Origin of the sequence: Pseudoalteromonas sp. PAR1 (assembly GCF_947311895.1) — a bacterium.
GTDB lineage: Bacteria > Pseudomonadota > Gammaproteobacteria > Enterobacterales > Alteromonadaceae > Pseudoalteromonas > Pseudoalteromonas lipolytica_C.
This window is the reverse complement of the sequence record NZ_CAMZMY010000012.1, coordinates 26,732-39,757: the sequence shown is the minus strand read 5'-3', so window position 1 is coordinate 39,757 and position 13,026 is coordinate 26,732. Positions and strand designations below refer to the sequence as shown.

Annotated in this window: 10 protein-coding genes; 4 read left to right on the top strand and 6 right to left on the bottom strand. The window is 41.1% G+C overall.

From position 1 onward, the window contains the following. The first annotated feature begins 127 nt into the window (after positions 1–127). On the top strand, positions 128–1,648 hold the full coding sequence (locus QL229_RS11630) for an aldehyde dehydrogenase family protein (protein ID WP_138557127.1): 1,521 nt from the start codon (positions 128–130) through the stop codon (positions 1,646–1,648). A gap of 138 nt (positions 1,649–1,786) precedes the next feature. After that, positions 1,787–2,272, top strand: a complete 486-nt coding sequence (locus tag QL229_RS11625) for an arsinothricin resistance N-acetyltransferase ArsN1 family B (protein ID WP_138557128.1) — start codon at positions 1,787–1,789, stop codon at positions 2,270–2,272. 294 nt (positions 2,273–2,566) lie between these two features. Here the strand turns inward: QL229_RS11625 and QL229_RS11620 are convergent, their stop codons facing one another. Then, a complete protein-coding gene (locus tag QL229_RS11620) occupies positions 2,567–3,040 on the bottom strand; it encodes a hypothetical protein (RefSeq protein ID WP_135926878.1) in 474 nt (157 codons plus the stop codon). A gap of 206 nt (positions 3,041–3,246) precedes the next feature. Here QL229_RS11620 and QL229_RS11615 point away from each other — a divergent pair, with 206 nt between their 5' ends. Continuing rightward, complete coding sequence (locus tag QL229_RS11615) at positions 3,247–4,731, top strand: S41 family peptidase (RefSeq protein WP_253040142.1); 1,485 nt, start codon at positions 3,247–3,249, stop codon at positions 4,729–4,731. Between the two features lie 84 nt (positions 4,732–4,815). Here QL229_RS11615 and QL229_RS11610 read toward each other — a convergent pair whose 3' ends face one another. The 3 genes from QL229_RS11610 to QL229_RS11600 form a co-directional block, all read right to left on the bottom strand. Beyond that, entirely contained in the window at positions 4,816–5,274 is a 459-nt protein-coding gene (locus tag QL229_RS11610; RefSeq protein ID WP_135926882.1) for a hypothetical protein, read from the bottom strand. Positions 5,275–5,384: 110 nt separating this feature from the next. After that, positions 5,385–6,551: a BamA/TamA family outer membrane protein gene (locus QL229_RS11605; protein ID WP_281546919.1), complete on the bottom strand. Its 1,167-nt coding sequence runs from the start codon at positions 6,549–6,551 to the stop codon at positions 5,385–5,387. 35 nt (positions 6,552–6,586) lie between these two features. Continuing rightward, positions 6,587–7,378 carry a hypothetical protein gene (locus QL229_RS11600; protein WP_138557800.1) on the bottom strand — a complete coding sequence of 264 codons (792 nt, stop codon included), beginning with the start codon at positions 7,376–7,378 and terminating at the stop codon, positions 6,587–6,589. Between the two features lie 357 nt (positions 7,379–7,735). On the opposite strand from QL229_RS11600, the gene QL229_RS11595 reads away from it, so the two are divergent. Further along, positions 7,736–9,232, top strand: a complete 1,497-nt coding sequence (locus tag QL229_RS11595) for an arylsulfatase (protein ID WP_135926884.1) — start codon at positions 7,736–7,738, stop codon at positions 9,230–9,232. 53 nt (positions 9,233–9,285) lie between these two features. Here QL229_RS11595 and QL229_RS11590 read toward each other — a convergent pair whose 3' ends face one another. Next, on the bottom strand, positions 9,286–11,529 hold the full coding sequence (locus QL229_RS11590; protein ID WP_249930222.1) for a tetratricopeptide repeat protein: 2,244 nt from the start codon (positions 11,527–11,529) through the stop codon (positions 9,286–9,288). A gap of 123 nt (positions 11,530–11,652) precedes the next feature. Continuing rightward, a complete protein-coding gene (locus QL229_RS11585; protein WP_138557799.1) occupies positions 11,653–12,879 on the bottom strand; it encodes a threonine/serine exporter family protein in 1,227 nt (408 codons plus the stop codon). Positions 12,880–13,026: the final 147 nt, after the last annotated feature.

Here is a 13,026-nt window from a genome sequence, read left to right as displayed (position 1 = left end):
ACTAGGAATCAAGTGTGTTTTCAGTAACTGAGCTAACTTCAAATGCTAGCGGTTCATTAAACAATAACCTACCGCGTAATTTAGTCAATGCTAAATGAAACACAACAATTTGAAGAGAGAACACATTATGATTTATGCAAACCCAGGTAGTGAAGGCGCAAAAGTTAACTTTAAAGCGCAGTACGAGAATTATATTGGCGGCCAGTGGGTTGCCCCTGTAAAGGGTGAATACTTTGAAAACATTAGCCCAGTAAACGGTAAAGTGTTTTGTAAAGTACCTCGCTCATCAAAAGAAGATATCGAACTGGCACTTGATAAAGCACACGATGCAAAAGCAGCATGGGGAACAACGTCAGTCACTGAGCGAAGCAATATCTTATTAAAAATTGCCGATCGCATTGAACAAAATTTAGAAATGCTCGCGGTTGCAGAAACTTGGGATAACGGTAAAGCAATTCGTGAAACACTTGCGGCAGATGTGCCACTCGCGGCTGATCATTTTCGCTATTTCGCAGGCTGTGTGCGCGCGCAAGAAGGTTCAATCGGTGAGATAGACGAAACTACCGTTGCCTATCATTTTCATGAGCCATTAGGTGTAGTAGGGCAAATTATTCCTTGGAATTTTCCACTGTTAATGGCTGCGTGGAAGCTTGCTCCAGCTCTTGCTGCGGGTAACTGTGTTATTTTAAAACCAGCTGAACAAACGCCTGCATCAATTTTAGTACTGCTTGAAGTAATCGGTGATTTATTACCAGCAGGTGTATTAAATGTGGTGAATGGCTATGGTAAAGAAGCAGGCGAGGCTTTGGCAACCAGTACTCGAATTGCGAAGATTGCCTTTACAGGTTCAACACCCGTAGGGTCGCATATCTTAAAATGTGCAGCTGATAATATTATTCCTTCGACGGTTGAGTTAGGTGGTAAATCGCCAAATATTTTCTTTAATGATGTAATGGAAAAAGACGATGAGTTTTTGAGTAAGGCTGTTGAAGGAGCTGTACTTGCGTACTTTAACCAAGGCGAAGTTTGTACGTGTCCGTCGCGTTTATTTATTCAAGAAGATATTTACGAGCAATTTATTGAGCGTGTACTTGCCCGCACTTTACAAATTAAACGGGGTAACCCTCTTGATACTGAAACCATGGTAGGTGCTCAAGCATCACAAGCTCAGTTTGATAAGATCCTAAGCTACATCGAAATCGGTAAAAAGGAAGGGGCAGAAGTCCTTGCTGGTGGTGAAGTCGAGCAACTGTCAGATGAGTTTAACGGCGGTTACTACATTCAACCAACACTGTTAAAAGGCACCAATGACATGCGTGTGTTCCAAGAAGAGATTTTTGGCCCTGTTATTTCAATGTCGACTTTTAAAGATGAAGATGAAGCGTTAGCGCTTGCTAATAGCTCAGAGTTCGGCTTAGGTGCGGGTGTGTGGAGTCGAAACATGAACCGTGCTTATCACTTTGGTCGTAAGATAGAAGCGGGCCGTGTTTGGACCAACTGCTATCATATGTATCCAGCGCATGCTGCGTTTGGTGGTTATAAAAAGTCAGGTATAGGCCGCGAAACACATAAACTCGCCCTTGATCATTACCAACAAACTAAAAACCTATTAGTAAGTTACAGTGAGAATCCACTGGGCTTCTTTTAAAAGCAATTTCTTATTGTTGTCGAAACTACCCAAACGCCACATCTAGTGGCGTTTTTATTTTGCGTATATGTATTTCCAAACTTGCTTTTCTGTTATTAATTAACCAATTAATTAATGTTGAGTAAGGAATTTTCAATCATGATCAGAAATGTAAGGATTGAAGATAGTGATGCCATTGCGGCAATTTACAATCACTATGTTGTTAATAGTACGGTGACATTTGAAGTTGAGGCAATCACAGGTACTGAAATAGCCAAGCGAATACAGGCTAATCTTGATGCTGACTTACCTTGGTTGATTGCTGAAGCTGAAGGTAATGTCATTGGATATTGTTATGCAACACCTTGGAAAGCACGAGAAGCTTACCAACACTCAGTGGAAATCTCGGTTTATTTAGATGCTGATAGTCATACAAAGGGGATTGGCACCCAACTTTACGCCGCTCTATTTACTCAGTTAAAAACGCAAAATGTACATGCTGTTATGGCAGGCATTGCATTACCTAATGAAGCAAGTATCGCCTTGCATGAGAAGCATAATATGCAAAAAGTCGCGCATTTTAAGCAAGTTGGTAAAAAGTTCGGGCAGTGGATTGATGTAGCGTATTGGCAAGTCATTTTATAACGGACATAAAAAAGCCCGGCGAACACACAAGCCAGGCTTTTCGACAACAATTTGGATGAGTCACCGCGTGTGCAGTAACTCGGAATAAAAAAGCTTAGAGAACACACAAACTAAGCTTTTGACAACAATTTGGTTGAGTTACCGCGTGTGCAGTAACTCGGAATAAAAAAGCTTAGAGAACACACAAACTAAGCTTTTGACAACAATTTGGTTGAGTTACCGCGTGTGCAATGACTCGGTGTATAAAAAAGCCCAGAGAACACACAAACTAGACTTTTTGTGACAACAATTCGGTTATAAAGCTAAGTTTTGCTTAGCGCGGTTTAGGTTGTGATTAACTAAATCATTACCCGACATTTTTACCGCTTCATAAAAATCAGACAGTGCAGCAGTGTCGTTTTTCGACATGATGCGTGCGATACCACGGTTACTTAAAGCGAATGAAGTAAGCTCTCGACGTTTGTAGCCGCGTACTTCGCTTTGATTAAGAAGCTTGATAGCTTCAGTACAAAGTGATTCTGCGTGGCTGAAGTTTTTAGACTTCACACTTGCTGCGCAACGATTAAAAGCAAGTTCGTATTGGCTGTTTACGTCAGACGCTTTAGCTGTGTTATTTAACACTGCTTCATATTGGCCTTGCATAATAGCTTGCGATGAATCTGAGTCGCTAATTACCATCAGTTTGTAGTCACTTTGATCAGCGATTGCAAAAGCTGAACATGTCAGCAAAGAGCTAAGAGCAAGTCGTTTTAAAAGTGGTTTAAACATGATTGGTTTCCTCATTAATCGCAGCATCGTTTGCTGATGAGTTAACTTTAGAGTAATCCATCTAAACCGACAAACGATTAAAATAAACTTGATAGATGAATTTTTTTAATCTATTGGCATGTGTTGTACTTTTTATTGCCACAACAATGCCTTAGTGTTTAAATGGGATGTTTTTTAAACATAATAATTATTTAAAATGGATTTTTATGAAACCCTTGACGCTTTACTCATCACTTATTTTTACAGCTCTTAACCTCAGCCCACTTGGTGTGAGCTTATGTAATGGCGAAGATAGCCATTCAGTAACTAACTCTGAGATTAATTGGTCTGAACTTGCTGTAAAAGATGTTGAAGCGGCCTATCAGTTATCGGTTATTAATCACCCTGGTATGTATGATGTACGTAACCCAGGCTTTGCTAAACAGCTCGAAAAAGCAAAGCAAGAAGGCTTAAAGCTGGCAGTAAAAGCGCATAGTTCACAAGCTTTTGCTGCGGCTATTTCACGTTTTAGAACTGTTCTACAAGATGGTCATGCAGGAGCGATCGATACCTTGCCCAGAGAACTTAAGCCACAAAAAAGCTGGCCGGGCTTTTCAACAGTATGGCGCGGTGATGCGTTAAAAGTGTATTACAGTGAGTTAGATGCAATTGCCAAGGGCGATAAGCTAGTGAGTTGTGATAATACAGCAATTAATACTTTGCTGGTTGAGCGTGTTTTTCGCTATTACGGCGAAGTTCAGCAGCCTGGTAGTTGGTGGAACCATGGCTGGCGACTAACAATTGATGATGGCAACCCGTTTTTGTCGCCGCTTGAAAGCTGTACATTTGAAAAAGCCGACGGTTCTACCTATAGCCTAAAATTAAACTGGACTGTTAGGCCTGATGATGTCACTGAAAAGCTTAAAAATGCCTACAATGGCGACAAGTTGCCAATTGAACTTAATTGGCCTTTAGAGAATATTGCTTGGATCAGTATGCCAACTTATGCACCTAATGAGCAGCAGCAAGCGGATTATCAAGCGATGTTGAGCGCTATTGAACAGCAGCATAGTGAGTTAATGCAAGCTAAAGCTGTGGTGCTTGATCTTCGCCATAATCAAGGTGGCTCATCGATGTGGAGTGAGCAAATAGCCTCAGCACTTTGGGGCAGTGAACAATTCAAATATGGCCGCTATAAGCTACACAAAAATACCCAAGTGTGGTGGCGAACTTCTAAAGGCAATACTGACTATTTTGGCGATGTAGTCGCAAGCTATGATACGGCTAGCCCTTGGCATCAATGGTTAAAGACAACCCACAAAAGTATGCAAGCTGCTTATGAAAAGGGTGAACAATTTTATGTCGAGATAGTCTCAGCAGAGCAACAAGCAATGCCAAAAAGCGCCAGTCAGTTTACTACACCTGTTTATGTGATTGTGCCAGGACAATGTGCCAGTGCTTGTTTAGATGCGCTGGATAGTTTTAAGCTTTTTGCAAACACACAATTAGTTGGCGCACCAAGTAGTACAGACTCTACCTACATGGAAGTGAGGCTCGAAACCCTACCTTCAGGCTTTGCAAAAGTCATACTGCCTATTAAAGTATATGTAAATAGGCCTCGCGAAAAAGGCTTTTACTATCAACCTGATATTAAATTCAACGAACTTGAATGGACAACACAAGCGCTTGTTAAAATGATAGCTGAGTTGTAATTAAGCAGTATCTTTAGCAAAGCGTTTGCTAGACTCCTGAGGGGGGGGAAAGTGCTAACCTTGCGCGAAGAAGAGCTCCACTTTTTAAGCTAATTCAGCAACAGGCTCTTCTGCTAACCAATTTAGAGCCGCTGTTTTTGACTTAAATACATTCATCACCATACCTGCTCGTTTATATAAATTACAGTAGGTATCGGTGAGCAAGCTACCACCTTCAAGCCCCTCTTTTATGACTAAGGCTGTTTTAGCCGGCGCAATGCCTTTGCGTCTAAGCTCAACAAAATACACCATTAGTTTTTCAAGAGCCCCAGGTGTTGCCATGCATGAGTTTTCAAATTCAACCAATTCATACCATTGACCATAAGCCGTGGTGAGTTTGTTGATATAATCTTGTTGCATGAAAGAGTGAGCTTCAATTATTTCTTCGTTGAACGGCCCAGTAGCAGTCGTTAAAAGCGTGTGTTCTCGTTGGTAAAACTCGACAAGACCATGTGGCTTAAAATCTTTGAATGGATAATGGTTAGTTGATACTTTGTTATGCATCCGTTCAATCCCTGAATGTTTATTAAGCTATTGATAATAGCAGTGTAATAGATTAATTCAATATTTAGCCCAACAAGATTGCTAAAATAACAATAAAAGTATTGTTTTTATTACCAAGTCGAACCGGCTTGAATGTAAATAGCATTCTGTTCTGGGCCATGTGCTACATCTAACCCTATGGTAATACCATAATGCTCATCGATGAGATAACGAAAGCCCGCACCGACTGTATCAATGGTTTCTGCCTTTGATAAATAAGAAAAATTATCAGCAGCCCAGCCCATGCCAGTAAACACATTAAGCTTTATTTTATGGGTGATTTTATAGCTTGCTTCTGCTTCAGTAACAAAAACATCCAAACCTTGATAACGGGTAGCAGACACACCGCGCAGGCTAATACTTGGCGGAATATAAACTGGTAAGCGTTTTTCACCTCGATTATTAACAGAGTCATATTGCATACGTAATGCAAAGTTAAACTTATCGGTATAACGCCAGTAATTGAGAGCGGTTAATTTTAAGCTGCTGTAATCAACTTTACTGCCAATTGCCTCATCGAAATATAAGTACTCGGCTTTATAGTTAAAGCCACGCTCAGGGTTAAGTGGGTTATCTCGGCTATCGTACTCTAACAAGGGGCCAATACCTGACGTATTTACATCTAGAGAAAGGTGTTCTTTGATAATGCCATTCTCGAGCAAGTAATTTTCAATTGGATTTTCTGCTAGACTAATATCCACTTGGCGATAAATCTGCTTAAAACCATAAAAAAAGTTACTGTTGTCATAACGTAATTTAAGATTTTGAAATACTGCAGGGCCTTCAATATTTAGCGAAAGTGGTGTGAGTAGTTTTATTTCATCAAAGGTATAAAAATCGAGATTAATACTCGCCCAGCCAACAATCCCTTGGTAGCGAATTCTGTCTTCGTCCCAAAACGTTATATGGCCAACAGCACCCCCTTTAGTGCCATTTTTAGTGCCCATTAGGCCAACTAAACTGATGCTTTGAGGTAGGGTAGAGCCCTCTTTCTTTTTTTTAGCTTTCTTTTCATTATCGTGAAAAAATAAACCAACCACACCAAGACCAGGCCCTACTGCTGGCTCTGTAATAAACGTGGGGATGGGTAAAAACGAAATGGGCTCATCAATTTTTTGTTGCTGATTACTTAATTGTTGCTCTGCTGGTTTAATTGCGTATTCATCATAGCTAGAGGCAAGGCAATAATCACTTAGTAAGCTTGCTGACAATACACTTATTACTACTACTTTTTTCACTTAATCCCTTACCTTAAATATCAATTGCTGTCTTGTTAAAGTTGATAGTTAAATTCTAGACGATGATCGCCATCCATAAAGTCAACGTTTCTATTCCAGTTAGCGAAATAGCGTAGATTCATACGCGGGTTAATCTGATAACTTGCAGCAAACTCATGAGTTAAAATATGGCTTTGGTTTAGGCCATAGTAATGGTCTTTATAATTATCACTTCCACCAATGGTGGTTAGCCAAAAAGGATTGTAATTAAGCCATATTTTGTCAGTTATAGTCACTTTTGCGTACATGCCAACTAAGCCATAGGCTCCCATTATGGAGTAACCACTGTCTCGACTACCGTCATCTTCAAGGGCATTTTCTCCAATCGATGCTCCGACTCCTGCAAGCGGGTAAAAGCTAAACTTGCCCACTGGTTTTAATGCTTTTATGTAGCTATACGAAATATCCATGCTTTCATCTGCAACCAAATTCGCATTTAGGTTGTAGGAAGCATCAAGTTGTTTAGCGCTCATCGAAGTTAAATCAACCGAAAAGTTACGAAAGCGAAAAGAATCAATGGAATCAGTGGTTTTGTTATCACTCTCCCAGCCTAGCGCATCACCGTAAATCCCTTTCACTTCGATAACATTCATGCCAGCAGTTGTTGTTATACCGGTGTCATAGGCTTGTCCTACTTTAAGGTTAATCCCCTTGTTAGTTGAGCCTGCGCCTATTTGGGTATATACCGCAAGTGGGTCCGACATATCTTGTACTTCTTTTTCATTAGCTGACAAATTTGATAGTTGAAACGCAAGTGAAAATAAGAACGAAATTCGTAGAAAAGGCATGTGTTTTCCTTACACAAGTAATAAAAAGTTGCTTACTAATTCTTTAGGTACTTATAGTCTATTTATTTATTGAATTCAATCATCAAGCCGCTAAATAATTTGGAGTAGTTTAAATGAATATAGCGGTTTAGAATCTACCCGCTGCAATATAATAAAGTGGGTTTGGGTTTAATTATGATAATGGCTAACCTAGTAAAAACAGTAGAGAGTATACTTTAATAAAAAAGTTTTGATTTTATGAATAATTGATTTAAATCGTTTTTTACTAGATTAGAAACTAGACGTATTTTGTTTTCATCTTATACTAAACTGAGCTCTTTAGGAGTAAATAGTACTATTAATAAAAAGGGATAATTTATGAAAAAACTAATAGCGGCGGCTATTTGCAGCTTGGTTTCAACAGTAAGCCTAGCGTCAGATAAGCCAAACGTATTGGCCATAATGGTTGATGACGTTGCGCCAATTTCACTCAGTGCCTACTCACATGGTATGACCTACCCAACCCCTAATATTGATCGCATTGCTAACGAAGGTGCGTTGTTTACAGATCACTATGCTCAGCCTAGTTGTACAGCGGGTCGTGCCGCATTTTTAATGGGGCAATTACCTATTCGAACTGGCTTAACAACGGTAGGCCAACCGGGAAATCCTCTTGGTATTAAAGAAGCCGATCCCACCTTAGCTGAATTTTTAAAAGATCGCGGTTATATGACGGCGCAATACGGTAAAAACCACTTAGGTGATTTAGATGAACACTTACCAACAAAGCATGGCTTTGATGAATTTTACGGTAATTTGTATCACTTAAATGTATCTGAAGAGCCAGAGCAAGCGGATTACCCAAAAGATCCTAAGTTTGTGAAAAAATTTGGCCCACGTGGTGTTATCGAATCTTACGCCAATGGCAAAATCATTGATACGGGTCCACTTACTCGCAAACGTATGGAAACCTTTGACGAAGAAGTGTTAGAGCGTTCACTTAACTTTATGGAGCGTGCAGTTAAAGCGAAAAAGCCATTCTTTATTTGGCACGCTACAAGCCGAATGCATGTATACACTCACTTAAAACCTGAAAGTCGTAATTTAGCGACGGGCATTAGCTCTGAAGAAGATATTTTTGGTAGTGGTTTGATGGAACACGATGGTCATGTTGGTAAGCTACTGGATAAACTGGATGAGCTAAAAATTGCCGATAACACCATTGTTATTTACACCAGCGATAATGGCCCTGAACAATCAAGTTGGCCAGATGCTGGAACAACATCGTTCCGCGGCGAAAAAATGACAACATGGGAAGGGGGCGTGCGTGTGCCTTTCTTAGTTCGTTGGCCAAACAAAATACCAAAAGGCTTAAAGCTAAATGGTATTTCATCGCATGAAGATGTTTTCCCAACGATTGCCGCAGCACTTGGCGAGAACAACTTACGTGAAAAGCTTAAAAAGTCAGATAAAGTTTATATTGATGGTGAAAATAACTTAGCGTACTGGACTGGTAAGGCGGATAAATCAGCGCGGAACTTCTTCTTTTACTACTATGAATCACAGCTAACAGCTGTTCGTTTTGGCCCGTGGAAAATGCATTTTGCAACCAAACCAACAGGGTTATATTACGATGATATGGTAACGCACAGTATGCCTAAGCTATTTAACTTACGTAAAGATCCATTAGAGCACTACGACGGTATCACTGGCTTTCACCAAATTATGCGTAAGAGTTGGTTGCTACAGCCGATCATTGCTAAGTTAAATGAACATGTACAAACTTTTGTTGAGTTTCCACCGCGTCAGGAAGCGGCGTCACTTAACGTGAATGAAGCAATCGAAAAAGCAAAATCACTGAACTATGGACATTAATAGTTCTCCTTAAAGTTCAATAGAAAAGGGCCTACTTGGCCCTTTTCTAATGCTTATTTATTAATACTCTTCATCATTTCGAGCTGTTTCACAAACTGCTGAACTTGCTGGTTACCGGGCACTAACCTCGCTAAGTTTCTGGCATAAAACAACGCTTGATTGTAGTTTTCTTGTGCCACATACCACTGTGCCAGACTGTAGCTAATATCCGGGTTATTCGGAGTCAGATTAAAGGCGCGTTCAAGGGCAGATATAGCTGCTGGCATATTACCTAAATCTTGTAACAGTAATGCGTAGGTAAACTGATAGTTTGCATTTTCTTGTGCATACAGTGCAGCTTTTTGTAAATGATTAAGCGCGGTGTTCTTTTGTTTAGAGCGAATAAGGCTCATTGCCAGGGCATAATGAATATCGCCGCTTTCTGCGTTCACTGCTAAGCCTTGTTTTAAGATAGCTTGCGCAGCTTTTTCATCGCCTTGATTGCGATATAAATCAGCTAAATTCACATAAGCGGGAGCAAAAATAGGTTCAATACTGATGGCTTGTAAATAATATGCTTTGGCTTGTTCTGGCTTTTGTAATGTGAGCGCCAGATTCCCTAAATTAGTATGTGAGTAGCCGCGCTCTGCTTGGTATTGTTGAATATCTTTGTACTCATCGAGCGCTGAATTTAAGCGCTTAGTGTCTTGCTCATTGAGGCCAGCTGGGAACGGCTGAGTTAACATGGCCGCCAGAGCTCTTGCAGCTTCGGCTCTGATTGGTAAATGCTCATCATCTAAAAGCGGGTTTAATAAACGCCAGCGTTGGTTGATATCAAAAGGCATTGCCGCTTCAATGGCTGCTTGGCGTTTTAATGGCTCGTTGTCTTTTATTGAGCGAGCAATCGCAACGATAGCATTGTTATCGGGGCTTGCGGCTAAGCGGCTGAGCGCTGATGCGCGAATAATCTCAGGAAAGCCCTTATCTTGCACAATTTTAGTCAGCATGGTCGATGCATTAGGTAGGCGGTTATCGGCGGCATAAAACGCCTCAGAAAAATGCGCAGTACCAAGATATTTTGAATTTGGGTGCCAGTCTTTTATTTTGGCGACCGCCCATTGCGGCGTTTTATCTTCATGGCAGCTATTACAGGCATTGGGAGCATTGGTTTTTAACGTTAAATCAGGGCGAGGTACTCGAAAGCTGTGGTCGCGCCTTGCATCTACTTGCATATAGGTAGTGGTGGGCATATGACAATCGACACATTGGCTACCTGTACTTGCCACTTTATGGCCGTGATGCTTAGGTGTATCGAACACCTCTTGGCTATGACATTGCGTACAAGTTTGATTCCCAGGCAGTTTTAATTTACCCGAATGAGGGTTATGGCAGTTAGTACAGGTAACCCCTGCATTGAACATTTTACTTTGTAAAAACGAGCCCCATACATAGTCTTCATCCCATACTTGACCATCAACGTGATAAAGCTCAGGAGTGAGTAACGAGCCTTGAAAGTTTTGTAAAAAGCTATGTGGGTCTTTGCGGTCATCAAGCTGTGAACGGCGAGCATGACAGGTTGCACACACTTGCACTTGCTCGCTTTTTACCAGTGGCTGTACGCTTTGCATACTGCCATCAGCTTGTTGAGTAAACAGTGGGGTTTGCTTTTTAATGTTATGGGTAAAGCCCTTATCGGCAATACTGCTATCGCCATCAGCCCATTTTAAATGAGCTTGGCTATCGCCATGACACGCTTTACAGCTCACGTTAATGCTTGAATAACTTGAGTTAAAGCTATTCGTTTTAAGGTCAAATTGCTTTTTGAAATCAGTTGAGTGGCAATCAGCACACATATGATTCCAGTTTTGGCCTTTTTGCGCCCAATGAAATAGGTCGTGCTGTTTCTGCTCAGGATGCAATACAAACCAGCGCTGACCGCCTTGCGCTTTGCTGCGTGAGTCCCACGCAAACGGAAATAGCTGTATGTGGCCTTGGCCCATATCAAACATGTATTGCTGCAGTGGCTCATAGCCAAATGTGTATAAAACAGGGTAGTCAGTCAGCTTGCCATCAAGGTTTGGCATGCTTATAAAAAGTTGTTGGCCTTGTTGATAGAAGCGCGCTGGTTGGCCTTGGTAGTCTAGAGTTTGATCATTGAAATTACCAAGCACCGAAGCGGGAGTGGCTTTTTCCATAGCATGAAAATGATGGGATGTTTGCCAGTCTTCAACTTGGCTCTGATGACAGTTAACACACTGGGATTCTGCAAACACACTAAATGCGAACAAGCTGCATAGCAGCCAAGCCAATCTTATCACTAAATAAATCCTTTTTATTTTTACCACATGCACTTATGAGTTATATCAGTTTGTTACTGATAAGCAAAGTCGGCTTATTAAAACGAGGGTGTAAAAAAGCCCGATAAACTCGGGCTCAGTAGATTATAGACTTTTCTTTGGTGGAAGCGCGACGTTAGCAAAAATAAGCCCCGCCACTAATGACATAAATATCAAGAAGGTTTGTTGGCCAATATGCTCTGCATAGACGAAATCTTGACCTTCAATTAATGAGTTCAAACCAATATAGGTTTTACTCCCCGGTACTAATACGATTAAACCTTGCATAGCAACAATGGAGGCAGGTGCATTAGCAACACGGTTAAACAAGTTACTAAAAACCCCTACAGATAAAGCGCCAACAAATGTGCCAAGTGTGTAGTCTAGATACATGGCAGATCCAATGCTTGTGCCATAGGCGATAAAGCCAGACGCAATAGACCAACCCGCATGCTTTAGTTTGGTTCTAAAAATCACGATTAGGCTGCTACATAGCATGAATATAGCAAGCCATGCTGTCCATTTTGGTAAAGGCTCTGGTTGCACGTAGTCTGCTTGACCAAACATAGCGAAACCAATGCCAATACCAATAAAAGCACCAAAATACAGCTTAAACAGCAGCATGAATGAGTCCATCACCCGTGCTGTACCAGACACCAAGTGCCGTGCTGCAAGCTCAGCTAACCCTAAAGCTAATGCTAAGCCGGGTATAAACACAATGATGGCTGATAGCACCACCAATCGTATGTTTATTTCGGCGTCTAGGTAAACACTGACCGCACACGCGATAATTGCAGAAACAATGGCCACTAAAGGCTCAAGCATATGCGCGACGCGTTTTGAGCGTGTTGACCAAAGCACAAATAAGTACACCACTAAGGTGATCAGTGCTGACCAAAACACATCATTCCAACCGGTACCCATTAACATGGCAAATGCACCGCCAGAGGTTGCAAAAGCAACGCCGGTCATAAATTTATTATACGGGTTTGGCAGGTTGTAAATGATGTCGAGTTGTTTATCGACCTCTTGTAGCGTTAGCTCACCGTTAAGCATTTTGTTTACTAAATCATCGGTATCTGCCAGCGAGCCTAAGTCGTGATCGCCCGGATCAACACGCGCAACATGGGTGTACTCTTCTTCGTGACCATCTGTCCAAATAACAAAGGTCACTGATGTTGGCGACATAACAAAAGATGATTTTAAGCCGAGGTAAGTCGCAACTTCCATTAAGTGCGCTTCTAGTCGGTAAGCAGGTGTACCGTATTTATGAAGCATTTTGCCAAGCTTCACGATAAATTTTCGTTTTTCAGTAAACGTTGCGGTTTTCAAAGGCGTTTTGAACCAAAGGTTAAATTGTTCAGTTAAGGATAGACCAAAATTCAATAAGATATAGTCTAGTCGTAAGACAATATCGCTTAAATTGACCAGCGCGATTTTAGCGACAAAAGCCGCTATGTCTAGTGTTATTTACAGCAA

Coding starts and splice junctions, on each gene's coding strand:
- QL229_RS11630 (WP_138557127.1), top strand. CDS start 128: ATGATTTATGCAAACCCAGGTAGTGAAGGCGCAAAAGTTAACTTTAAA.
- QL229_RS11625 (WP_138557128.1), top strand. CDS start 1,787: ATGATCAGAAATGTAAGGATTGAAGATAGTGATGCCATTGCGGCAATT.
- QL229_RS11620 (WP_135926878.1), bottom strand. CDS start 3,040: ATGTTTAAACCACTTTTAAAACGACTTGCTCTTAGCTCTTTGCTGACA.
- QL229_RS11615 (WP_253040142.1), top strand. CDS start 3,247: ATGAAACCCTTGACGCTTTACTCATCACTTATTTTTACAGCTCTTAAC.
- QL229_RS11610 (WP_135926882.1), bottom strand. CDS start 5,274: ATGCATAACAAAGTATCAACTAACCATTATCCATTCAAAGATTTTAAG.
- QL229_RS11600 (WP_138557800.1), bottom strand. CDS start 7,378: ATGCCTTTTCTACGAATTTCGTTCTTATTTTCACTTGCGTTTCAACTA.
- QL229_RS11595 (WP_135926884.1), top strand. CDS start 7,736: ATGAAAAAACTAATAGCGGCGGCTATTTGCAGCTTGGTTTCAACAGTA.